We start from the raw sequence: 23503 nt of genomic DNA, 5'->3' as shown, positions 1-23503 counted from the left end.
AGAAGGCATTCCCGATTCCTGCTGACGGACCATGTGTCCCCCGCGTGTCTCTATCTACGAGACAGTGACGAAATCAGCTCGGGCTAAACACGTACGATTTGAGTAACAAACAAGCAGGCTTTCATTAGCGCCTTCAGTGAGGGTTTATCGGCTGTCACAACGCCTCATAGCGGTTAGAAGCGGATGTTAAAAACTGGTATCGAGCTTCCGGGAGTGTGTCGGGTCGTGTTCGGGGCGTACCCTGAAGATCGTAGTACGATACGGGGAGATCACAGTGCTGGCTTGATACTGGGCGTGTCCTAAGAGCGGTATATCGCGTATTAACGGTGATTATCGTGCGATAAAAAGAAACAACAGTGTCGGCGATCCTACGATGGACTATTCTGAGTCGGCGAAGGCAGCTCCATCGCTGCCATCGACCTCCGTGATGTCATCGATCGTCTGGTCGGCAATGATCGACTGCGAAGGCGTGTGGATCAGGCGCACGCCGTCAATAATAGTCTGATCATCAGCAGTATCAGTATCTGCTAATTCAACCGAAACCGAGTCGCCAACGCTGATCCGAGCGTCGTCGTTCTCGTCAATGACTTCGCTAAGCTGGTCCCGGTCGGTCGTGTCACTTCCGCTACGAATCACGATATCGATGTTCTCGGCGTCGATCGTATCACCGCCAGTGTGTTCGATGGTTATCGTTCCCGCCACGTCCTCATCGGTGCTTTCCTCACCCGAGATCGATAGTTGTGCGGTCGGCTGGTTATCCCCGAGACTGTCGCCCAGTCCGAGGACGAACGTCCCGATGACGGCCGCGAGGATCACCGTGATCGCGACCATTAGTATGACCCCTATGACTGGACTGACGGCCCTCTCGTCCGTGTTGAACAGGTTTCCTGTTTCCATGATTACACCCAGCTGCGTCCGACGAGCATCACCTTGACATCAGCGTTCAAGACGAGCCCGCCGGAATACTGGCTATCTGAACGGAGGCGGATCCTCCTTATGTACTTGCTGGTCCGATTTTCAGTTATAAGAATACTAACTCGTCGTCTCCGAGCTCTGCGTGACGCGACGCGCAGTTCATCGGTCTGTTTCCGTTTTCTGCGAGGAGTCGTATGCCTACGGACGTTCTCGACGTTCTCATCGACCGACCGTACGCAACCCGTTCGAGGAGCGAACTCGCGGATGACCGGCGGGTACTCCGAAGAGAGGTATTTAGCCACTGACGCCGGTGAAGTCGGCCGTGGAGATCAAGCCAGGGCAGGGATTTGAACCCCGGAAGTCTCGATTACAAGTCGAGTGCATGAACCGCCCATGCTCCCCTGGCGCAGGCGGGCGTACTCGGTCCTCGTATGAGTGCGTGTCGCTTTCGGCGAGCCCTCCGGGTCACCCGCCCCGGTTCTCGGTCCCGTCTCGCTTCGTCTCGTCTTTCTCCGTCCCGTTTTTTTCCGGTCCACCTTCTTCCGTCCCGTCACCGAGGGGTTTCCCGAACTCGATGCGGGTAGGCTCGTATCCGTGGTCGGTGTAGAACGCTCGCGCGCGCTCGTTGTCGACGAGTGCCTCCAAGGCGACCGCCTCGGCCCCGGCGTCCGCGAGCGCCGCCTCGGCCGCCGCCAGCAATGCGGCTCCGATCCCCTCGCCGCGTCGCTCCGGTCGGACGTAGAGGTTGCTGACGGTGCCGCGCGTGTGGTCGCGCTCGTACCCGCCACGTTCGAGCGAGAAGCCGACGAACCCGAGGAGTTCGAGGTCGTCGCCGTCAGGATCGGCATCGCGGTCCGGACGAGCGACCAACAGTTCGCCGGTGACGATACCGCGGGCGACCCACTCGCGAGCCGCCTCCCGGTTCGCCCCCGCGAGCAACGTGGACCCGTGCCGCTGCTGTCCGCGGGCGAGGTCGACCCACAGCTCCGCGACCGCGTCGAGGTCGTCCATCGTGGCGGCGTCGACCCGCGGGTCCTCGACTCGTGACACGGACGCCGGTTCGCCCCCGACGGTGTTGAGGATGTCGGCGTCGGCGTCGCCCCCGCGTTTCGGGCCACCGGGCTGCGGATCGCCCGCCGGACGCGAGCGACTCAGACCTCGCGACAGTTCGGACAGACCGCCTGCCCGTTCGCGTTCGCGAGCTCGGGAGCGAGCGCGCCACAGACTTCACAGACCCCTTGCGTCGACGCTCCGGACGCGTCGGTCGACGACGCGGTTCGGGCCCGGTCCGACCCGCGGGCGGCGTCCTGAGCCCCGGTCGGCGATGCGTCTCCCGGCGTCCGCTCCGCGCCGTCGCCGGCAACGCCCGGTTCTCCGGCAGACGACCCCGCTCCCGCGGGACGCGTCGTGCCCGCCGCCAGCGAGTCCTGGGCGGTGACGACGCCGACGGCCTCACCGTCGTCGGCGACGACCACCCGACTCACGCCCTCGGCGACGAGCAGTTCGTCGACACCCACCAGCGCGTCGTCCGGCGCGACCGTCGGGAGCGGGGGCCGCATCACGTCCCCGACGGTGGTCACGCCGCCGTTCGTCTCGCCCGCGTCATCGGTTCCCGCGTCGGTTCCCGCCACGCCGTCGAGCACGCCCCCGAGCGCGTCCCGGGCGGCCAGCCGGCCGACCGCCTCGCCGCCCCGGAGGACGACGGAACAGTCCGTCCCCTCTTCGACCAACAGCGCGGCCGCGTCCGCCAAGGGATCAGACTCGCTGACGCCGAGGAACTCGCGATGCATCACGTCACGAACCGTGGTATCTGTGCGCATGATCGGTTGATCCACGGCGAGCGGCTAAAAGGTGCCCCCGGTACCGTTATGACGTGTGCGGCCATATCTCGGGGTTCGGACCCGCAGACGTTCGGAGCCGCCAGTCGTCTCCTCGCCACCGAAGGGGAGGGTTGAAGCGGTCCGGCGTCGGAACGCGGACATGACCATTCCCTCGTTCGTGATCGGGATCGCAGGGGGGACCGGGGCGGGGAAGACGACCGTCTCCCGGCTCGTCACCCGGAACCTCGGCGACGACGTGACCCGGATCCCGCTCGACAACTACTACGAGGACCGTTCGGAGCTCTCCATCGAGGAGCGCCGCGAGATCAACTACGACCATCCCTCGGCGTTCGAGTGGGACCTCCTCCGGGAGCACCTCGAAGCGCTGTTGGAGGGCCAGTCGATCGAGATGCCGACGTACGACTTCGAGGTCCACAACCGAAGCGAGGAGCGCGTCACGGTCGAGCCCACGGACGTGATCGTGCTGGAAGGGATCCTCGCGCTCCACGACGAGGGGATCAACTCGATGATGGACCTCCGGCTCTACGTCGAGACGGATGCCGATGTCCGGATCCTCCGGCGTATCCGGCGGGACGTGCTCGACCGCGGCCGCGACCTGGAGGGGGTCATCGATCAGTACCTCTCGACGGTAAAGCCGATGCACGAGCGGTTCATCGAGCCGTCGAAGAGCCACGCCGACCTGATAATCCCCGAGGGAGCGAACAGCGTCGCGATCGATCTCATCGAGGAGAAGCTCCACGCGGAGGTCGAGGGGGACGCGCTCCGCAACTGGGAGCGTGGGAGCCTCGAACGCGAGTTGGCCGAGAAACGCTCGCTCGACGTCGACGTCGATTCCGACCCGGCAGCGGGAGGCGACCCGGCAGCGGGAGGCGACCCGGCAACAGGAGGCGACGCGGGGACCGGCGAGTAACCGGGTAGCGCTCGCGAGCCGGCGAGTGACCGGGTAGCGACTCGGGAGACGACATCCGGATCAGCCGAGTCGCTCGTCTAGGATCAGTCGAGTTTTCGTGGACTTGACCTCGTCGAGCTCCCGCGCCTGTGTGATGAGTTCGTTCACCGCGCGGGTGTCGACCGCGTCGACGACCAGCACGATGTCGTCCTCGCCGGAGACCTGCCAGACGAAATCGACCTCCTCCCACTCCACCATTCGCTCGCCGACGGCGGCGGTGTTGACGTTCATCTCCACTGAGATCTCGATCATCGCCTTCACGTTCCCGGTCCGGGTAGTTACTGTGAACCGCTCGATGACGCCCTCCTCGGTCATCCGGTCGACGCGGTTGCGAACCGTCCCCTCCGAGGTACCGACGCGGTCCGCGATCTCGGTGTAGGGGGTTCGCGCGTCCCGTCGCAGGATCGAGAGGATCCGCCGGTCGAGGTCGTCCATATCACGAGATCCGCTCGCGGCGACTTACCGTTTACGAAGATCGTAACACGACTTCGAACTCCACAACGACCCCCGTCTAATACTGCGATCTTCGCAGACAGTGGTACGCTTGCCGTTCGTCCGTGCCCCGGCCACGAGTCGGCGTGTGCCCGCTCCGCTGGATCCGCTCCGCTGGATCCGCTCCGCTGGATCCGCTCCGCTCGAATCACTCGGCCGGGGGCGACGACGATCGGGCGGGGGAGAGGACCGATCACGTGCTCGGTCCCCACCCCGGTGGGCCACGTGTAGCGGTGGGTGACCGTGATCGAGCCACACTCGCCACGCGAGTTACGAATTTCGTAACGAACCTACGAACGACGCACTTATTACGGTCCATCCATACGTATCTCGTAATGTCGGACGCCTACATCGCGCTGGCCGACGGACGCGTGCTCGAAGCGCGCGCCCGTGCGCCGGGGCGTACACGTGGTGAACTGGTGTTCACGACCGCGTACACCGGCTACGAGGAGTCGCTCACCGACCCCTCCTACGCCGAGCAAGTGCTCACGTTCTCGTACCCCTTGATCGGGAACTACGGCGTCCGAGCGGAACGATTCGAGTCCGACGACGTCCAGCCGCGCGCCGCGATCGCCCGCGAGCTGACCGACGACGTGGCGGAGTGGCTCGAAAGCGAGGACGTTCCGGCGGTTGACCACGTCGACACCCGCGAGATCGTCACGACCGTCCGCGAGGAGGGCGCGATGGCCTGCGGGATCGCCGCCGGGCCGGACGCGACGCCCGAGGACGCGATCGCGGAGATGGAGGCGTGTGAGCCGATGAGCGCACACACCGACATCGGCGCTGGCGTCTCGGTGACGGAACCGACCGTCCACGAGGGCGGCGGGGAGGCGACGGTCGCGATGATCGACTGCGGCGCGAAGGGATCGATCATTTCCTCGCTAACCGAGCGGGGCGCGGACGTTCACGTCCTCCCGTACGACGCGACGCCCGAGCAGGTGGCCGGGATCGACCCCGACGTGTTGTTCGTCTCGAACGGCCCCGGCGACCCGGAGAACTTCGTCGCGGCTCAGGAGGTCGTCGACGCGTTCGCGGGAGAGACGCCAATGGCCGGCATCTGTCTGGGCCAGCAGGTCATCACCAGTGCGCTCGGCGGTTCGACCGAGAAGATGGCGTTCGGCCACCGCGGCGTCAACCAGCCGGTCCGGGACCTCCGGACCGAGAAGGTTGTGATGACGACCCAGAACCACGGCTACACTGTCGACGACACCGGCCCGCTGGAGGTGACGCAGGTGAACGTCAACGACGACACCGTCGAGGGGCTCGACAGCGAGGACCTCGACGTCATCACCCGACAGTACCATCCCGAGGCGAACCCCGGTCCGCACGACTCGCTCGGCTTCTTCGACGAAGTGCTGGCGATGGCCGACACCACCCGCCGCGTCGCGGCCGACTGACCGCCCGACACCATCCCGTCGCCGTACCCCTCGGCGCCCGTCGGTCCCCATCCCGACCGCTGACCGTTGGAGTACCAGTCCTCCACCGACGCCCGAACGCTTCCCCCCGCCAACACCGAGCGATTCGCGACGTTTTTCGGCGACGTTTTCACCCGTGACGACACAGGTAGCCGCATGAGTCCCGACCTCCTCCTCACCAACGACGACGGGATCGATGCCGCGGGGATCCGCGCGCTGTACGACGCGCTCTCCCGGAGCTACGACGTGACCGTCGTCGCGCCGGCGACGAATCAGTCGGGCGTCGGCGGCGCGCGCTCGTGGTGGGACACCACCGTCGAGTACGCGGAGGCCGACCTCGGCTACGCCGTCGAGGGGACCCCGGCCGACTGCGTCGCCGTCGCGGACGTCGCGCTCGACCTCGATCCCGACCTCGTCGTCTCCGGCTGTAACCACGGGCCGAACATCGGCGCACACATACTGGGACAGTCCGGGACGGTCGGCGCGGCGATGGAGGCCGCGTTCCTCGGGACGCCCGCAATCGCGGTGTCGATGTACGACCGCGGAAACCTCCCGATTCCGCCGACCGTGAGCCACGACGACTTCGCGGTCGCGGAGCGGGCAACGCTCGCGCTGCTCGACCTCGTCGAGGACGGTCAGCTCCCCCTCGGTGCGGACGTGTTGAACGTGAACGTCCCCGCCGCGGACGACGAGAACGCGGCCGACCCCACCTATCGGCTGACGGAACCGGCTCGCGGGTTCGACGTGATCGAGTTCCATCCCGGCTCCGTGGACCGGTCACACGCGGACGAGGAGGAGTCGGCCGCCGCGTCCTTCGACGAACGGCGCGGCGAGATGGGGATGGAACTCCGCGACCGGTTCTGGCGGGAGTTCCTCCGGGGCGACATCGACGACGATTCTGGATCCGACCGCCTCGCGACGGTCGAGGGCGAGATCAGCGTCTCGCCGCTGTCGTCGTCGCGAGCTATCGGCGGCGACCGCGTCGGCTCCGTCGTCGACGTCGGCGTCGGCGTCGGAGAGCGGATCAACCCGGAAGAGCCGCGATAGCCTCCCGATCGTCGCCGCTACGGCCGCCGGGACCCGCCCGTGAACTCCGAGGCGAGTCGGCCGAGATACCACACGAACGCCAAGCCGAGGAGGAATCCACCGCCCGCGGCCGCCGCGACCTGCGGGAGGGTCGGGTCGCCGAGAAGCGCCATCATCGGGGGCGAGACCGTCACGATCAGGAGGAAGCCGACCTTGATCTTGCGGTTCCCGGAGTCGCGCTCCTCCCGCGTCATCGGCTCTACCATCCGACACCCCTCCACCAGTGGGCAGTCGCGCTTCTCCACCGGCGGCCGACCGCATTCGAGCATCGTGTCCACATACTCGATCGACGAGTCGGCGGGCTATCAACCCCGTGGACCGAGCCGAAGGAGCGGCGTGTAGCCGAATCAACTTGTGGTTAGGTAATATAACCCTTACGACCGTTCACGCCGGTAGTGACCGATTATCGCCGTGAACGGTCTCGGTAGTTTACGTCCGTCCCCGACGAATCGTACGATGCCCCTACCCGCGGACCCCGACACGGCTACCACGGAGCCGATCGGGGCCGACGGCGGCGCGTCCGCGCGGGATCGCCTCCGTTCCGCGCCGGAGGCGTCGTCCGGTTTCTCGTCGGCGTCCGGAGTCCGAGGCGACACGACCCCGGTTCTCGGGGACGCTACCGTCGGATGCTGCCGGACCGGCCGTTTCGCGGCGTTTTTTACTCGACCCCGACAAGTCCACGGTATGGACGACGAACTCCGCGAGCAGGTCGAGAACGCGGGTGAGACGGCCGCGCTGTTCAACGCGCTCAAACACGGCAGCGATCCGGACGTGGGTGCCATCATGGGACCGTTGATGGGTGAGAACCCCGAGTTCCGCCCCCACGGCGACGAGATCCCGGGCGTTCTCGCCCCGGTCGTGAACCGGGTCGCCGGGATGGACGAGACGAAGCGTCGCGACCGACTGGAGACGCTCGCGCCGGAGCTGCTCGCCGAGCTCGACGCCGACGACGAGGGCGACGACCACGTCCTCCCGGACCTCCCGAACGCCGAGCCCGGCGAGGTCGTGATGCGTGCCGCCCCGAACCCGAACGGCCCGTGGCACATGGGTCACGCCCGCATGCCCGCGGTCATCGGGACGTACAAGGAGCGCTACGACGGCGAGTTCGTCTGCCGGTTCGACGACACGGACCCGGAGACGAAACGTCCCGACCTCGACGCGTACGACGCGATCCTCGGTGACATCGAGTATCTTGGGTTCGAAGCCGACCGCGTGCTAAAGGCGTCCGACCGGCTCGAAACCTACTACGAACACGCCCGCGAACTCATCGATCTGGGCGGCGCGTACACCTGTGACCTTCCGGCCGAGGAGTTCTCCGAGCTGAAGAACGCCGGCGAGCCCTCGCCGAACCGCGACAAGGACCCGGGGACGGTTCACGACGAGTTCGGCGACATGATCGCGGGCGAGTACGACGCGGGAGAAATGGTGCTGCGCGTCCGGACCGACATCGAACACAAGAACCCCGCGCTCCGCGACTGGGTCGCCTTCCGGATGATCGACACGCCCCATCCCCGGGAGGAAGCCGCGGAGTACCGCTGCTGGCCCATGCTGGATTTCCAGTCGGGTATCGACGACCACCTCACGGGCGTCACACACATCATCCGTGGAATCGACCTCCAGGACTCCGCGAAGCGCCAGCGGTTCGTCTACGACTACTTCGACTGGGAGTATCCCGAGGTGCTCCACTGGGGCCACGTCCAGCTCGACGAGTACGACATCGACCTCTCGACGTCGACGATCAAGGCCCTGATCGAGGACGGCGAACTCACCGGCTGGGACGACCCGCGCGCGCCGACCATCGCGTCGGTCCGTCGTCGCGGGATCCGCGGTGAAGCCCTCGTCGAATCGATGACGAGTCTCGGGATGTCGACCTCCGACGTCGACCTCGCGATGTCGTCGGTGTACGCCAACAACCGCGACCTCGTCGACGACGAAGCTGACCGCTACTTCCTCGTCCGCGACCGCGCGGACGACCCGGCCGTCGAGTTGCCGATCACGGACGCCGACGGCGCACCCGCACCGAAAGCGGGTCATCCGGCGGTACACCCCGACTTCCCCGATCGGGGCGACCGAACGGTGCCGGCGGGCCGAGTGCTCGTCGAATCGTCGGACCTCCCGCCGGCGGGCGAGCGCGTCTGGCTGAAGGGGTACGGCTGCGTCCGGTACGAGCCCGAGGGAGACGCGGATGACGGGAGCGACACGACCGGCGATTCGACCGACGCGGGGACGTTAGCCTACGTCGACGCCGACATCGACGTGGTCCGCGAGGGCGACGTCGACGTGGTCCACTGGGTATCGGCCGCGGAGTCGCTCGAAACGCTGCTCAGAACCGTCGCCGGCGACGTCCGTGGACACGCCGAGCCCGCGATCGTCGACGCCGGGACGGACACGGTCGTCCAGTTCGAGCGGGTCGGCTTCGCCAGACTCGACGCGTTCGATCCGACATCGACCGACGAGCCTGACGGGCCGACGGGTGAGGAGGAGTTGGTCGCGTACTACGCACATCCCTAGCCGGGCGGGAGGGAATCACCTCCACGTCGTCTCCCCGTCGCGGTGTTTAAATATCGACGGGCGAAACGACGTGTAAGATGGGCATCGATCCGAACTTCGAGCGGAACCGCGAGCAGGTCGGCGAGGAGGACGACGTCGCCGTGTGGGGGCCGGTCGATCCGCCCGAAACGCTCGGGATCCGCGGCACCCACGTTGCCGTCGACTTCGACATCTGTCTGGCCGACGGCGCGTGTCTGGAGGACTGTCCGGTCGACGTGTTCGAGTGGGTCGACACGCCGGGTCACGGCGAGTCCGAGATCAAGGCGAACCCGACCGACGAAGAGCAGTGTATCGACTGTATGCTCTGTGTCGACGTCTGTCCGGTCGACGCCATCGACGTCGACCCCGGCAGGGAGAATCGGATCTGAGACTGACCCTCCTTCGAAAGAGCCCTTCGGCCTACTCGCTCTCGGCGGGCTGTTCTTGGAACTGTTCGAACTGTGCCGCGGACACGAGCGCTCCGATGTCGTCGTTGTCGAGGGCCTCGATCATCGCGGCGGGATCGCCGTCGACGAGCAGCGCGCCGGCTTGGGTGCTGGTTTCGGTCACGCTGAGCCCGTCGATATCGGCCGCGTACGACTCGACCGCCTCGACCGCGTCCTCCAGTGCCTCGATTTGGGCGGCCTGAAACTCGGCTTGCGCCTCCTCCTGACTGATCTCTTCGTCCTGTAACTGCTGTTGGATCTCCGCTTCGCGCTCGGCCATGCGCTCGTCGATGTCGACCGCGACCGTCGCAGTCCCCCCGGCTCCGTCGGTGTCGAGGGGAGCGTCGTCATCGAGAGCGCTACATCCGGCCAGTGAGAGCGCGGTTCCGGTCGCCGCAGCACCGAGAACTCGTCGTCGAGAGGGATCGTTCATACTCATGCTTCGTCTCGACGCGTATTTGCCTTCCGTTGGAACGACGTGGAGGAGTTCCGTAGTTGAAGGGGCCGGTCGGCGGCGACGCTCGACGTGTCGAAACGAGGTATGGCCGGGGTGGGCTCCGAACCCACGATCTCCGCATGTCCCAGGTCCGAGGCTCGGCGGAGCCACGGGAAGGACGCGGACGCTTCCAAGGCGTCACCGCACCGAATCTCCGAACCCTATGAGTGCGGCGCTATGTCCAGCTAAGCCACCCGGCCTCACCTCTCCGTACCGCGATGACGCCCTTTAACCTTCCCATCCGAGGTCCGAATGGGATGGACTCGCATACTCGGATCCAATGGCGAGAACGGGACCCCGCGGATTTATGCCGAACGACTCGGACGTTCGACGTATGAGCCTTCCCGAACTCCTGTCGGGAACCGTCGGCGACGAGGATGTCGTCGCACGGGTCCCGCTCGGGGGAGACGACCTCCTCGCGGTCACGCCGACGCGAACGCTCGTGTATCGGGCCGATGGCCTGCTCTCCGACGAGTCGGTCGAGGAGTACGGCCACGACGCGGAGCGAATCGACGTCTCGACGGGCCGACGCAAGTCGAAGATCGTCCTCCGCTACGGTCTCGACGGCGACGAGACGCTCTCGCTGCCGACCAAACGCGTCGACGACGTACTCCACCCGATCCTCGCGGGCGTGCTGTCCGCCACGGGCGTCACGGAGCCGGGTGAGTCCGTCAGACGAACGTTCCGCTTCTCCGAACTCACCCTCGTCGTCACCGACCGCCGGCTCGTGAAACACGTCGGATCGGCAGTGTGGGACGAGGAATTCGAGGAGTTCCCGTACGCGAACCTGACCGATCTCGACTTCGAGGAGGGGACCGTCGCGACCGCGGTCGTACTCACACATGACGGCCGCTCCGAGCGGTTCAAGGCCCCGAACGAGTCCGCCCGCGCGGTCCGTGAGACCCTCGTCGACGCGGTATGCGCGTTCCACGATGTCGACAGTCTGGAGGAGTTCCGCGTGACCGCGGCCGCAGATGAGGACGCCGGAAGCGAGACCACCGAGGAAGGCGGAACGACTGATTTCGGAGCGGGGCCGGATCCGCTATCGGCCTCGCCGGCCGCGGACGCAGAAGCAGACGCGGAACCGGACTCCGAACTCGGAGCGGAGCCGACGCTTGACGGTGCGGACGGAACTGAGACGGTCGAGAGCGGTCGAGTTGTCGATGACACCGGGGTAACCGATTCTACCGCGTCGGACGAGCCTGTAGCCTCCGCGGCAACGGAAAACGGGGCAGCACGCGGGAACTCGACTGATTCGGACCCGCTCGCAGACGACTTCGGAGTCGATGAGACTACCGAAGCCGAGACGGCCGCCGAAGCGGAGCCAACGTCTGAGCCGGAATCACAACCCGGAGAAGCGGCCGGATCCGGGGCGGAACCGCCGGTTGGTTCAACTCCCGGGACAACCGGAACTGACCACGCCGATACGAGGGCGGAAGCCGAAGTCGACGCGCCCGCGGAGTCCGCCGAGCCGGACGCGTTCGAGGAGTCCCCCTTCGAGAGCGCTGGCGTCGAGGACGACGACCTCGCCGCCGAGGTTGCGTCGCTTCGAGCCGCCGTTGAAGCACAGTCCGAACGCCTCGAGAGGCAGTCGGAACTCATCGAGCGACTGATCGAAGAACTCCGGCGCGGTCGTTGAGAAGTCGGCCAGCCGGCATCAGTCGCTCTCGCGTCCCGTGACTTTCCTGACACACGAGGAGCCGAACGGACCGAGTTCGCCCGCGTCGAGGCGGACGAAATGGCCGGTTGTGACCGACGCGCCGCACCGTTTACACTCGAACTCTCCGTCGCGAGTCACCACTTGGCTGTCGTAGTTCACGTAGGTGCCGCTGCGTTGTACTCGTAAGCGGGCGTTCTCGCGCTCGATGACGCCGCGTTTCTCGGCGGTATCGAGGATCTCACGCGTGAGCGAGGGGCTCGTCGTGACCGTCTCGATCCGGTCGATCGCGGCCGCAAGCGACAACTCCTCGTGTTCGAGGTTCGCCAACAGCTCGACCCCGAGCTCCCGCTTCTCCGCTCTGCTTGCCGGCCCACTCACGCACGGATGGACGGACGCGCCGGACATAAGTCGGACGGGTGGTCAGCGACATCTCGCCTGACAGTCACGGCTCGCCGCGCGAGAGGGGAAGACAATTACCGTCCGGTCGAGTTGAACTGATATGGACGTACTGGAGGTCGCCGACCGCGCGACCGCGACCGGACCGGTGTGTGACGCGTGTCTCGGCCGTCTCGTCGCCGATCGGAGCTTCGGACTGTCGAACGCCGAACGTGGCTCATCCCTACGAGTGTCGCTCTCGCTTCGGGACGACGCGGACCACGAGCCCGTCGAGACGGCCGACTGCTGGGTGTGTGACGGCTACTGTGACGCGTTCGACGAGTGGGCCGAGCGCGCGGCCGAGACGGTTACTGACGTGGAGTTCGCGACGTACAACGTCGGGACGCGCCCTCCGCCGCTCGTCGAGGAGAACGAGTCGCTGCTGCGTGAGGAGGCCGGTCTGGAGTCCGACGCGGGCGAGCCGTTCAAATCCGAGTTCAACCGGGAAGTCGGCAAGCGGTTCGGTCGGCTGACCGGCGCGGAGGTCTCCTTCGACCGCCCCGACGTACAGTTCACGATCGACCTCGCGGACGACGATTTGGACGTGAAGGTGAACTCCACGTTCGTGTACGGTCGCTACCGCAAACTCGAACGCGACATCCCACAGACCGAGTGGCCCTGCCGGGAGTGTCACGGCTCGGGAAAGGCAGGACACGAGCCGTGTGACCACTGTGGTGGGTCGGGCTATCTCTACGACGACAGTGTCGAGGAGTTCACCGCACCCGTTATCGAGGACGTGCTCGACGGCACGGAGGCGACGTTCCACGGTGCGGGTCGTGAGGACGTCGACGCCCGAATGCTTGGAACCGGCCGACCGTTCGTGGTTGAGGTCGCGGAACCGCGTCGTCGCCGGGCCGACGTCGAGCGACTACAGGCCGACATCAACGCGTTCGCCGACGGCGCGGTCGAAGTCGAGGGGCTCCGGCTAGCGACGTACGATATGGTCGCACGAGTGAAGGAGCTTGAAGCGTCGAAACGGTATCGCGCGGAGGTCACGTTCGACGCCGACGTGACGGCCGAGGCGCTCGCGGAGGCGATCGCCGAACTCGAGGGTGCGACCGTGGAGCAGTACACCCCGAACCGCGTGGACCATCGCCGAGCGAGCCTGACTCGCGAGCGCGACGTGTACGAGGCGTCGGCAGAACTCGTCGACGCACGCCACGCGACCGTCGAGATCCACGGCGCGGGCGGACTGTATATAAAAGAGCTCGTCTCCAGCGACGAGGGCCGGACCGAGCCGAGCCTCGCCGGACTCCTCGGCGTCGGCGCGGAAGTAACCGCGCTCGACGTACTCGCCGTAGAAGGCGAAGCGGAACCGTTCGAGCGAGAGGAGTTCTTCCGGGACTGACGGGGCGCGCTCACGCGGGTATTTATAAACAGATCGGCGAGACAGGCGGGCGACTACCGGAAACCAACAGGATTTATCATGCGTCTGTCTGACGCATAGGTATGTACGGGAGCGACGCCGACGACGGGGGCGGCGGCGAACCGACCGTTGAAGAGGCGGGCACGGGGGGAACCACCGGCCACCCCTCGGTCGTGGACACGGCGTCGCTGGACACGGTCGTTCACGGAGCGGCCGCGGAAACGCCGACCGTGCGTCGAGCGACACTTAAAAACGAAGACCGCGTCGAACGTCCGAATCGGGTCGCCTCGATCCTCGTCGCGGTGGGGGCCGGTCCACATTCCGGAGCCACCGTCGATGTCGCGAAGCGGCTCGCGGAGGCGACCGACGCGTGGCTCGAACTGTTCCACGTGACGCCCGGCGAGTCGGCGACGGATGCGACGAACCCGCCTCCCGACGGCCAAGCCCTTTTAACGGCGGCACGGGAGCGAGTCGCCGAGTTCGAGCGCGCCGATCGGTTTCTCGTCGAGGGTGAGTCGGCGGCGGCGGCGATCGCCGAGCAGTCGGCGTACTACGACCTCGTCGTCGTCGGCGCGACGACGACCGGAACCGTCGGGCGGTTCGTGTTCGGCTGTACGACCGACGCCGTCGTCGACGACGCGGCGGTGCCCGTCGTCGTCGTCGAGTCCGACGAGCCGACTCCGCTCTTATAACCGGGCCGCGTCAGCGTCGTGTCTCCGCCGTTGTGTCCCGACTTTCGATCGGGTCGTCTCGGCGCGTATCGACTTCGCCCCGACAACGTTAAATTAGTGTACATACTTGTACATCACAAGACGGACTCATACATTGGTGGACACTATGGATATCCAGAACACGGTCGAACGCGTCACGAACGGGGAGGAGCTGACGGTCGAGGAGGCTCGTGAGACGGCACGGCTCGTCTTTGAGGAGATGACCGAGGCGCAGATCGGCGCGCTGCTCGCCGCGCTGCGCGCGAAAGGCGAGACCGAAGCCGAGATCGCCGGGTTCGCGCAGGGGATGCGCGACGCCGCCCGAACCATCGACCCGGATCGGGAGCCACTCGTCGACACTTGCGGCACCGGCGGCGACGACTACGACACGATCAACGTCTCGACGACCGCCGCGATCGTCGCCGCAGGTGCCGGAGTCCCGATCGCCAAGCACGGCAACTACTCGGTCTCCTCCTCGTCGGGCAGCGCCGATGTGTTGGAGGTCGCGGGCGTCGACGTCGAGGCCGAGCCCGAGGCGGTCGAGGCCGCCATCGAGGCCGACGGGATCGGCTTCATGCTCGCGCCCGTGTTCCATCCCGCGATGAAGGCAGTCATCGGCCCGCGCAAAGAGCTCGGGATGCGGACGGTGTTCAACGTGCTCGGCCCCCTGACGAACCCCGCCGGAGCCGACGCACAGCTGCTCGGGGTGTACCACCCCGACCTCGTCGCGCCGATCGCCCGGGCGGTCGCGCACATGCCGGTCGAGCGGGCGCTCGTCGTCCACGGCAGCGGGATGGACGAGATCGCGCTCCACGACGAGACCGTCGCCGCCGAGGTCGACGGCGACGAAGTCAGGGAGTTCACGATCGCCCCCGACGATCTCGGGCTCGACGCCGCACCGATCGAGGCGGTCGCAGGTGGTACTCCTGAGGAAAACGCCGCCGACCTCCGCGGGATCGTCGACGGCTCGGTGACGGGCCCGAAACGCGACCTGATCCTCGCGAACGCAGGCGCGGCTATCTACGTTGCCGGCGAGGCCGAGTCGCTGTCGGCGGGCGTCGAGCGCGCGGCCGAAGCGATAGACTCGGGGGACGCCGCAACCAAGCTCGCCGCGCTCCGTGGTGACGACTGATGGCCCGAACGAAGATCTGTGGGCTGACGCGCGGGGTCGACCTTGAGGCGGCTATCGACGCCGGCGCGGACGCGGTCGGCGTGATCTCGGAGGTTCCCGTCGACACGCACCGCGAGGTCGATCCGGCGACCGCGGCGGAGTTGCTCGCCGAGGTGCCCCCGTTCGTGACCGCGACGCTCGTGACCATGCCCGACTCGGCCGAGCGCGCCGTCGAGCTCGTCCGGACCGTCGGCCCCGACGCGATCCAGCTCCACGGTGAGTGGACCCCCGACGAGCTCGGATACATCCGCGCGGAGACCGAGCGAAAGGTGTTGCTCGCGGTCGACGCGGACGACCCGGCCCGGGCCGAGGAGTTCGACGGAGTCGCCGACGCCCTCGTGATCGACTCGACGGACGAGTCGGGCGCCGGCGGCACGGGCGAGACGCACGAATGGGAAGCGACCGGTGCGCTGGCGGCCCGGCTGACGACGCCGGTCGTCCTCGCGGGTGGACTCACCGCCGAGAACGTCGCGGAGGCGGTCCGCGTCGCCGAACCGTTCGCGGTCGACGTCGCCTCCGGCGTCGAACTCGCCGACGGCCGGAAGGACCACAACGCGGTCGCCCGGTTCGTCGCCAACGCGGACCGCGAGGTGGAGTTCGCATGACGGCCACGGGGCTCGACCGGTCGAGATCCGAGTTCGTCGACCTCGCCGCGGACGCCGACCGGCCGGTCGTGGTTCGAGCCGCGGCGTCGATCGATCCGGATACGACGCCGCTGACCGCGTACGCGACGCTCGTCGGCGAGAGTCCGTACGGGTTCCTGCTCGAATCCGGCCGGAAGGTCGCCTCCAGCGACCCGGACGGCGCGTTCACGGCGGGCGGGACGGCCGACAAACACGCCCGCTACTCGTTCGTCGGATACGACCCCGAAGCGGTCGTCTCGGTCGGCCCGGACGAGACGGAACTAACGCGGCTCGGACCCGGTGGGGCGTACATCGATGATCCGGCGGAAGTCGACGCCGCAGGCGACACCGTCGACCGGATCCGCGCGGCGTTCCCCGACGTGGCCCGGCGCGGCTTCCCGGAGACGGACCGGCAGATCCTCTCGGGCGGTTTCGTCGGCTTCCTCGCGTACGAGGCGGTGTACGACCTCTGGCTGGAGGAGGTCGGCGTCGAGCGTCCCGAGACCGAGTTCCCCGACGCGGAGTTCCTGTTGACGACGCGAACGGTCGTCTTCGACGAGAAGAAAGAGAGCGTCGAACTCGTCTTCACGCCCGTCATCGGCGACGACGACGACCCCGCGGAGACGTACGACGCGCTCGCGGCGGAGGCCGAGCGCGTCGCGGAGGCCCTTGCGAACGCCAGCCCGCCGGATCCGGACGGCGTCCGCGTCCGGGAGGAGGAAGCCGGTGCGCGGGAGGAGTACGAGGACGCGGTCCGGAAGGCGAAACGACACGTCCTCGACGGCGACATCTATCAGGGCGTGATCTCCCGGAGTCGACGGCTCCGCGGGGATGTCGACCCCTTAGGGCTGTACGCCGCCCTACGCGACGTCAACCCCTCGCCGTACATGTACGTCCTGAAACACGACGACCGCAGCATCGTCGGTGCGAGCCCGGAGACGCTGGTCTCGGTGAAGGGCGACCGGATCGTCTCGAACCCCATCGCGGGGACCTGTCCGCGCGGGACGAGCCCGGTCGAGGACCGCCGACTGGCCGGGGAGATGCTCGCGGACGGGAAGGAGCGCGCCGAACACACGATGCTGGTCGATCTCGCGCGCAACGATGTCCGGCGAGTGTCGGAGCCCGGGTCGGTCCGGGTCGAAGAGTTCATGAACGTCCTGAAGTACAGCCACGTACAACACATCGAGTCGACCGTGACTGGGACGCTGGCGGGCGACGCGGATCCGTTCGACGCGACGCGGGCGGCGTTCCCCGCGGGAACGCTCACAGGCGCGCCGAAGGTGCGCGCGATGGAGATCATCAACGACCTCGAAGTGACTCCGCGGGAGGCGTACGGCGGGGGTGTGGGCTACTACTCGTGGACCGGTGACGCCGACTTCGCGATCGTCATCCGAACTGCGACGCTTCAGGAGGGGGTCGGAAGCCGGAACGAGGACGAACTCACCGTCCGGGCGGGTGCGGGGCTCGTCGCCGACTCGGACCCGACCGCGGAGTACGAGGAGACCGAACACAAGATGGAGGGTGTCCTCGCCGCCATCGACCGGATCCGCGAGGGCGAACTCGACGAAGCCGAGATCCGGGGTGTCGAGCGATGAGAGTCGTCGTCGTCGACAACTTCGACTCGTTCACCTACAACCTCGTCGAGTACGTCTCCGAGCTGTCGCTCGAGGAACCGATCGACATCGCGGTCCACAAGAACACCGCGTCGCTGGCGACAATCCGGGACGAGGAGCCGGACGCCGTGATGATCAGCCCCGGTCCGGGTCACCCGAAGAACGAGCGCGACGTCGGGGTGACCGCGCCGGTCCTTCGCGACCTCTCACCGGACGTGCCGACGCTGGGCGTCTGTCTCGGGTTGGAGGCAGCGGTCCACGAGTACGGCGGGACCGTCGGTCACGCGCCGGAGCCGATCCACGGCAAGGCGTTCCCCGTCGACCACGACGGTGAGGGCGTCTTCGCGGGGCTCGAACAGGGGTTCCGTGCCGGCCGGTACCACTCGCTCGTCGCTCGCGAGGTCCCCGACGTCCTCGATGTCACCGCGACGACCGACCACGAAGGAGAGTCGATCGTGATGGGCGTTCGCCACCGCGAGCACCCGATCGAAGCCGTCCAGTTCCATCCGGAGAGCGTGCTCACGGCGGTCGGTCACGACGTCATCCGGAACTTCCTCGCGTCCGTGTGAATGTCGGCTCGGCGGCGTCGCGACCTCACTCCGTCGGCTCGTCCCGAGAGGCCAACCCCGCCAAATGGCCGATCTCAGGGAGTATCACGTCCTCGACGCCGAGCCGGACCGCGTTCTCCGACCCCGGCAGACAGAAGACGGCGGTTCCGTCCGCGATGCCGGCGGTCGCTCGCGATCCCACCGTTCGCGTGCCGACCTCCTCGTAGGAGAGCCGGCGGAACAGTTCGCCAAACCCGGGAAGCGTCTTGTCGAGGAGCGGTCGGACTGCTTCGGGCGTGACGTCGTCGGGAGTGACGCCGGTTCCGCCGGTGGTCACGACCGCGTCCGTATCGTCGCGGCGGACGAGCCTGTCGACGGTCCCCTGAACCCCATCGAACTCGTCGTCGACGAGTTCGCGGACGACGACCTCGTGGCCGGCCGTCTCGAAGGCGTCGACGATCCGGTCGCCCGAGGCGTCCGCCTCCAGCGATCGCGACGAGGAGACCGTGACGACGGCGACCGCGACGGTATCGGCGTCGTGATCGTGATGGTCGCCATGCTCGTGGTCGGCGTGACCTCGTTTAGCAGCGTGATCGTGGTCGCCGGCAGGGTCGCTCTCGGCATGCTTGGAACTATCGCTCATGCGTCGTCGTTGGGGCGGGCTCACAAAAGCGACGGCGATCGGAGTCAGGGCCAGTCGTCGCGGGACGGCTCCTCGGCGACCTCGCCCTCGTCGGGCGAGGTCAGGGTCCACCCCGCGGCCTCCGCAGCGTCCTCGACGTGGAGGAACTCCCAGTCGGTCGCCTCCGCGACGGCCACGTCGTCGTCGTCGATCCCGACGAAGACGTGCCGGTCGGTGTCGAACTGCCCCTTGATGTTCTCTAGACTCTCCTCGACGCCACGCGGTCCGGAGAAGAAGTCCTGACGCACGCGGTGTTTTCGGGTGAAGTTCGTGACGACGTACGTCGGCTTCTCGCTGACGACGCCGACGTATTCGGTCCACTGCCGAGCCCCGTTGAACACGCTGTTGGGATCGGCGAGCGCCTTCAGCGCCTCCAGCTCGAACGCCAACGTCATGTCGCTTGATCCACCGCTATCCATGAGCGTGAATTCCACACGGCGGGCGAAAACAACTTCGTTTCGAGCGTCGGTCGCGGTCGTCCCCGGTCGGCGGTCAGTGTGGGGACCTGGCAGTCGGCAGGAGAGTGATGATCAGCGGGCGCGGACGACGTAGTAGTCGGTGAACTTCACCACGTCGCCGTCTTCGAGATCGCTCGCCTCCGCGGCCGTCCGCGGTCGCCCGGCGAGTTCGGCGACGGTCGCCTGCGCGTCATCGCCGAGCTCGTCGTAGTGCCGGATCCGCGCCTCGGGCAGGATGGTGCCGGTACGCCGCAGCCGCATTCGCCGTCCCTGTTCTCTGATTGGCATATGACACCATATATCATGGTAAATGATAAACGTTGTGTCGGACTTCGACACGAGAATGGTACCCCAAAGCGAGCGGCGTACCGGCCAAACCAGTCGACGACACTACGGCTCGTGACGTGGAAGGGAGACCGTCACGACGGTTCCGCGCGGCTCCGCGTCACGGACCGTCGCCGACCCGCCCGACTGCCGGAGCACCCAGTACACCATCCACAGCCCGAGCCCGCTACCGTGGTACAGCGCGTCCACCGCGCGTCCGGTCTCCAACACGTCGCGGTTCATCTCGGTCAGCCCGGGCCCGTCGTCAGTGATCCGGACCTCGACGTAGTCCTCCGTCACGTCCACGCTAACATCGACGACCGGACGATCACGGTCGTGATGGATCACGGCGTTACGGACCAGTTCTTCGAGGGCGCGAGCGAGCCACTCCGTCGCCGACGCGACCGCGACGCCGTCGCCCGGCGTCGATGTCGATATCGTTGCCTCCGAGAACTCGGCAGCCAGCGACGGGACGAACTGCTCCACCGTCCTGGAGACGTCGGTCGGCTCCGGGTCTGCCGGGTCGCCCAGCACTTCGGTGATGTGATGTGCCTTCTCGCTCGTCGTCAGGAGCTCCTCCGCCCGTGACAGGATGTACGACGCCGCCTCGGCGGCCTCCGGAGTGCTGTCAATGTCGGCCGCGTCGGCGTTTGGGTCATCGACATCGCCGGAGTCGTCGACGGTCGCGCTGCCGGCGATCTGTTTCGCCCGCCCCTGTATGACCGTCAGCGCGTTCCGAAGGTTGTGCTGGAGCACACGGTCGACGACCCGGAGCTGTGTGGCGCGATTCTCGCTGTCAGTCACGTCCCGAAGCACGCCAACGACACCCCCCACTTCGTCGTCATCGGCGGCCGTGTTCAGCGGGTAGTACCGCACGTCGAACGTCCGCGTTCCGCGGTCCGGATGCGTCCGTGTCGTCCGGTACTCGATCGAGTGGCCGCGGAGCGCTCGGTTCACGTTGCGTTTCACGTCGGGATACTGCTCCCCGTCGATGACGTCCGTGAGCGAGAGGCCGGTCACGTCGTCCGCGTCGATCCCGTGGTAGGCCCGATATCGCCGGTTCGCGAACAGGAACTCTCCGTTCCGATCGACGGCCGCGATGAGGTCCGTCGCCCCATCGACGGCACGTTCGAACCGTTCGAGCTCCGTCGCCCGTTCCTTCAGGTTGGTAACGTCTCGACAGACCGCGAGCGTCCCGGCGAGCTCCCCGTCGGCGTCGTAGTAGGGATATCGGCGCGTGCTGAACGTCGCCTCGCGCCCGCTCCGCTCGAACGTCGGTGACGTTTCGTACTCCACCGGCTCCTCGGTTTCGAGGACCTCGCGGCGGCGGTCCTCGATGAGGGCCGCGGTTTCGGGATCCATGAACGCGGACTCGTCGGTCCCGTACAGCTCCTCGCGCGGGAGGCCGGCGAACTCGCTTACCGCTTCGTTGAGCAGCTCGAACTCCCCGTCGAGGTTCTGGAGAAGGATCGGATCGTCGAGCCGTTCGACGACGTCTCGATACTGCTTCAGCCGCCGTTCCGCAGCCTTCCGGTGGGTCACGTCAGTCTGGATCGCGATGAATCGCGAGACCCTCCCGTCATCATCGAGGACGGGGGCGATCGTCTGGTGGGCGTGGTACAAGCTCCCGTCGCGACGTTGGTCGATCACTTCCTCTTCGTACACCTCACCGGCACGGATCGTGTCCCAGAGCGACTCGAAGTACGCCTCGGGCATCTCGCCCGAGTTGAGAACCGCCGGCGTACGACCGATCACTTCCTCGGGCTCGTATCCTGTGTGTTCGGTGAACGCCGGGTTGACGTACTCTATCGTACCGTCGCGGTCCGTGACGTAGATCGCGTGTCCCGCGTGCTCGACAAGGTTACGGAACGCCCTGAGTTCGTGGCCGTCATCCTCGTCGATCCCGTCGCGAAACACGCCCGTGTGGACGGACAGATCGTCGACCTCGTGGGCGTGAAACCGGACCGAGAACACGACCTGTGCTCCCTCGGCGGTTCCGATCGGGACGATCAGCTCGCCCGCATCGGCCAGCCCCTCGACGTCCCCGAGGCGACCGAGAACCGACCGAACCCGCCCGTCATCAGGATCGTCGGGGATCAGCGTTTCGAGCCGGCGACCGACGAGGTCATCGGCATCGTACCCGAGCGCATCCTCGGTCGCCGGGCTGACGTAGACGATCGTCCCGCCATCGTCGATCGATATCACCGGGTCGGAACAGCCCTCGACGAAGGACGCGAAGAAGCCGTCTCCGGAGGTATGGATCCGATCATCGGGAGCGCCACGGGCCATCGTGTGATCGGAGCCGTTGTGGCTGTGAAAAAGTATTGACTGCGTCGCGGCCCTTCGACGCGGCTACTGTTCGGTCGGTGCAGCCAAGTCGTCGACGGAGAAGCCGGGCTCCATCAGGAGATCGGTCTGCCCGCGCACGTCGCGTCCCTCGCGCATCAGCTTCTTGAACGCCGACTGCGGCGAGAGGTCGCCGATCAGCACGCCGCCGACGACCTTTCCGTCCTTCAGCGCCACGCGCCGCCATTCGCCCTCGGCCGTGGTCGCCTCGACGGAGTCGTCCCCGAGCGTCGGGTGGCCGAAGGAGAGGAACGGGAAGTCGAAGTGGGTGATCGAGTACGACGACACCCACTCGAACCGCTCGCTCTCGTAGTCGATCATGTTGCGTGCAGCGATCGTCCCCTGCTCCTTCGCCGACCCCCACGCGCCGTTCTGGGCCTGTTCACCGAGGAGCACGTCGTAAAAGCGCGTGATATCGCCGGCCGCGAACACGTTGTCGACGTTCGTCCGCATATACTCGTCGACGACGATCCCGTCGTCGACCTCGATCGGAGTCCCCTCGACGAGCTCGGTGTTCAGATCGAGGCCGATGGCGACGCCCGCGAAGTCACACTCGTAGCGCTCGCCGTTCGGGTCGACCGCGGCCTCGACGTGGCCGTCGTCGTCGACCTCGAACCGGTCGACGCCGGAGTCGAAGACGGGCTCGACGCCGCGCTCACGCATCGCCTCGTGCATGATCTCCGCACCCTCGTTCGAGAGCGCGTAGCGCCACCAGGAGTCACCGCGCATCAAGTACTTCGCTTCGACGTCCTGTGCGCCGCAGATCGCCGCGAAATCGATGCCCAACAGTCCCGCACCGACGATGGCTCCCCGGTCGGCGTCCTCGACGCTCTCCTTGATCTTCCGGGCGTCTTGGAACGTCCAGAAGTGGTGGATTCCCTTCGCGTCAGCGTTCTCGACGGGGAGCTGCTGTGGCGTCCCGCCGATCCCCAAGAGGAGCTTGTCGTAGCCGATCGTCTCGCCCTCGTGGGTCCGGATCTCGTCGCTCTCGACGTCGACGTCGACGACGACCGTGTCGAGCCGGAGGTCGACATCGTGGTCGTCGTACCACGACTCGTCGTGGATCGAGATCGGCGCCTCCGGGAGCTTCCCTTTCGCGTACTCCTTGATCAGGATTCGGTTGTAGAGGGACTCTCCCTCGTCCGTGATGACCGTGATATCGGCGTCCGGCGCTTCTTGGCGGAGGGTCTCGGCCGCGGAGGCCCCCGCGATTCCGTCCCCGATGATCACGTACGAATCGCTCATGATCAGCCGTTCGGATTCGGGGGTAAAATCGGTTGTCATCCGGACTGAGGGACCGGGAAACGGCTTGATACCGCCGTGGAAAAGCGGTTTCTGACTTCTTTGCCCTCCTTCATATATAAAATAAATTTGGTGGTGTGACACGTTCGACGAGGG

At 66.7% G+C, this 23503-nt stretch carries 23 protein-coding genes, 2 tRNA genes and 1 pseudogene; 12 read left to right on the top strand and 14 right to left on the bottom strand.

Features of this window, described 5'->3' with window-relative positions:
• Positions 1-378: 378 nt before the first annotated feature.
• The 4 genes from J2751_RS11630 to J2751_RS11615 form a co-directional block, all read right to left on the bottom strand.
• Entirely contained in the window at positions 379-897 is a 519-nt protein-coding gene (locus J2751_RS11630; RefSeq protein WP_209486210.1) for a type IV pilin, read from the bottom strand.
• A 350-nt stretch (positions 898-1247) separates the two neighbouring features.
• A tRNA-Thr gene (locus J2751_RS11625) sits at positions 1248-1321 on the bottom strand.
• 59 nt (positions 1322-1380) lie between these two features.
• Positions 1381-1926, bottom strand: coding sequence for a GNAT family N-acetyltransferase (locus J2751_RS11620; RefSeq protein WP_209486218.1), 546 nt, complete (start codon positions 1924-1926; stop codon positions 1381-1383).
• 140 nt (positions 1927-2066) lie between these two features.
• Positions 2067-2735: a CBS domain-containing protein gene (locus tag J2751_RS11615; protein WP_209486208.1), complete on the bottom strand. Its 669-nt coding sequence runs from the start codon at positions 2733-2735 to the stop codon at positions 2067-2069.
• Positions 2736-2895: 160 nt separating this feature from the next.
• Between J2751_RS11615 and udk the strand changes: the two are divergent.
• Positions 2896-3588, top strand: a pseudogene (gene udk, locus J2751_RS11610) (uridine kinase); the annotation flags it as partial.
• Between the two features lie 138 nt (positions 3589-3726).
• Here udk and J2751_RS11605 read toward each other — a convergent pair.
• Positions 3727-4140: an Lrp/AsnC family transcriptional regulator gene (locus J2751_RS11605; RefSeq protein ID WP_209486204.1), complete on the bottom strand. Its 414-nt coding sequence runs from the start codon at positions 4138-4140 to the stop codon at positions 3727-3729.
• A 392-nt stretch (positions 4141-4532) separates the two neighbouring features.
• Between J2751_RS11605 and carA the strand changes: the two genes are divergently transcribed.
• A complete protein-coding gene (gene carA / locus J2751_RS11600; protein WP_209486203.1) occupies positions 4533-5594 on the top strand; it encodes a glutamine-hydrolyzing carbamoyl-phosphate synthase small subunit in 1062 nt (353 codons plus the stop codon).
• A gap of 174 nt (positions 5595-5768) precedes the next feature.
• A complete protein-coding gene (surE, locus tag J2751_RS11595; protein ID WP_209486202.1) occupies positions 5769-6659 on the top strand; it encodes a 5'/3'-nucleotidase SurE in 891 nt (296 codons plus the stop codon).
• A 17-nt stretch (positions 6660-6676) separates the two neighbouring features.
• Here surE and J2751_RS11590 read toward each other — a convergent pair whose 3' ends face one another.
• Positions 6677-6904, bottom strand: coding sequence for a hypothetical protein (locus J2751_RS11590; protein WP_209486201.1), 228 nt, complete (start codon positions 6902-6904; stop codon positions 6677-6679).
• A gap of 478 nt (positions 6905-7382) precedes the next feature.
• Between J2751_RS11590 and J2751_RS11585 the strand changes: the two genes are divergently transcribed.
• Together J2751_RS11585 and J2751_RS11580 are read left to right on the top strand one after the other, a co-directional pair.
• Complete coding sequence (locus J2751_RS11585; RefSeq protein ID WP_209486200.1) at positions 7383-9209, top strand: glutamate--tRNA ligase; 1827 nt, start codon at positions 7383-7385, stop codon at positions 9207-9209.
• Between the two features lie 77 nt (positions 9210-9286).
• Complete coding sequence (locus J2751_RS11580) at positions 9287-9616, top strand: 4Fe-4S dicluster domain-containing protein (RefSeq protein ID WP_209486199.1); 330 nt, start codon at positions 9287-9289, stop codon at positions 9614-9616.
• Between the two features lie 31 nt (positions 9617-9647).
• On the opposite strand, the gene J2751_RS11575 is transcribed toward J2751_RS11580, so the two are convergent.
• Both J2751_RS11575 and J2751_RS11570 read right to left on the bottom strand, forming a co-directional pair.
• On the bottom strand, positions 9648-10106 hold the full coding sequence (locus J2751_RS11575; RefSeq protein WP_209486198.1) for a hypothetical protein: 459 nt from the start codon (positions 10104-10106) through the stop codon (positions 9648-9650).
• Between the two features lie 109 nt (positions 10107-10215).
• Positions 10216-10369: transfer RNA gene (locus tag J2751_RS11570), tRNA-Met, on the bottom strand.
• A gap of 134 nt (positions 10370-10503) precedes the next feature.
• Between J2751_RS11570 and J2751_RS11565 the strand changes: the two genes are divergently transcribed.
• Positions 10504-11808, top strand: a complete 1305-nt coding sequence (locus tag J2751_RS11565; protein ID WP_209486197.1) for a DUF7115 domain-containing protein — start codon at positions 10504-10506, stop codon at positions 11806-11808.
• 18 nt (positions 11809-11826) lie between these two features.
• On the opposite strand, the gene J2751_RS11560 is transcribed toward J2751_RS11565, so the two are convergent.
• A complete protein-coding gene (locus tag J2751_RS11560; RefSeq protein WP_394357390.1) occupies positions 11827-12234 on the bottom strand; it encodes a DUF5830 family protein in 408 nt (135 codons plus the stop codon).
• 94 nt (positions 12235-12328) lie between these two features.
• On the opposite strand from J2751_RS11560, the gene J2751_RS11555 reads away from it, so the two are divergent.
• From J2751_RS11555 to trpG, 6 genes are all read left to right on the top strand, one after another.
• Positions 12329-13612 (top strand): tRNA pseudouridine(54/55) synthase Pus10, encoded by a 1284-nt coding sequence (locus tag J2751_RS11555; RefSeq protein WP_209486193.1) that lies wholly within the window; start codon positions 12329-12331, stop codon positions 13610-13612.
• Between the two features lie 101 nt (positions 13613-13713).
• Positions 13714-14322: a universal stress protein gene (locus tag J2751_RS11550; protein ID WP_209486191.1), complete on the top strand. Its 609-nt coding sequence runs from the start codon at positions 13714-13716 to the stop codon at positions 14320-14322.
• 145 nt (positions 14323-14467) lie between these two features.
• Entirely contained in the window at positions 14468-15472 is a 1005-nt protein-coding gene (trpD, locus tag J2751_RS11545) for an anthranilate phosphoribosyltransferase (RefSeq protein WP_209486189.1), read from the top strand.
• On the top strand, positions 15472-16116 hold the full coding sequence (locus tag J2751_RS11540; protein WP_209486187.1) for a phosphoribosylanthranilate isomerase: 645 nt from the start codon (positions 15472-15474) through the stop codon (positions 16114-16116). Before trpD ends, J2751_RS11540 begins: the two co-directional genes overlap by 1 nt.
• Positions 16113-17729 (top strand): anthranilate synthase component I, encoded by a 1617-nt coding sequence (trpE, locus tag J2751_RS11535; protein WP_209486185.1) that lies wholly within the window; start codon positions 16113-16115, stop codon positions 17727-17729. Before J2751_RS11540 ends, trpE begins: the two co-directional genes overlap by 4 nt.
• Positions 17726-18316, top strand: coding sequence for an anthranilate synthase component II (gene trpG, locus J2751_RS11530; RefSeq protein ID WP_209486184.1), 591 nt, complete (start codon positions 17726-17728; stop codon positions 18314-18316). The genes trpE and trpG overlap by 4 nt, the downstream gene beginning before the upstream one ends.
• 25 nt (positions 18317-18341) lie before the next feature.
• Here the strand turns inward: trpG and J2751_RS11525 are convergent, their stop codons facing one another.
• From J2751_RS11525 to J2751_RS11505, 5 genes are all read right to left on the bottom strand, one after another.
• Positions 18342-18938 carry a MogA/MoaB family molybdenum cofactor biosynthesis protein gene (locus tag J2751_RS11525; protein ID WP_209486183.1) on the bottom strand — a complete coding sequence of 199 codons (597 nt, stop codon included), beginning with the start codon at positions 18936-18938 and terminating at the stop codon, positions 18342-18344.
• Positions 18939-18982: 44 nt separating this feature from the next.
• On the bottom strand, positions 18983-19396 hold the full coding sequence (locus J2751_RS11520; RefSeq protein WP_209486182.1) for a DUF7124 domain-containing protein: 414 nt from the start codon (positions 19394-19396) through the stop codon (positions 18983-18985).
• Positions 19397-19507: 111 nt separating this feature from the next.
• The gene (locus J2751_RS11515) at positions 19508-19723 is read right to left on the bottom strand and encodes a hypothetical protein (protein WP_245202751.1); all 216 of its coding nucleotides are present in this window, start codon (positions 19721-19723) and stop codon (positions 19508-19510) included.
• 102 nt (positions 19724-19825) lie between these two features.
• Positions 19826-22048 (bottom strand): PAS domain S-box protein, encoded by a 2223-nt coding sequence (locus J2751_RS11510; protein ID WP_209486181.1) that lies wholly within the window; start codon positions 22046-22048, stop codon positions 19826-19828.
• A 63-nt stretch (positions 22049-22111) separates the two neighbouring features.
• Complete coding sequence (locus J2751_RS11505; protein WP_209486180.1) at positions 22112-23350, bottom strand: NAD(P)/FAD-dependent oxidoreductase; 1239 nt, start codon at positions 23348-23350, stop codon at positions 22112-22114.
• Positions 23351-23503: the final 153 nt, after the last annotated feature.

It is taken from the genome of Halorubrum alkaliphilum (genome assembly GCF_017873815.1).
In the GTDB taxonomy this organism is placed as follows: Archaea; Halobacteriota; Halobacteria; order Halobacteriales; family Haloferacaceae; genus Halorubrum; species Halorubrum alkaliphilum.
This window is presented reverse-complemented; position numbering and strand designations above follow the sequence as displayed.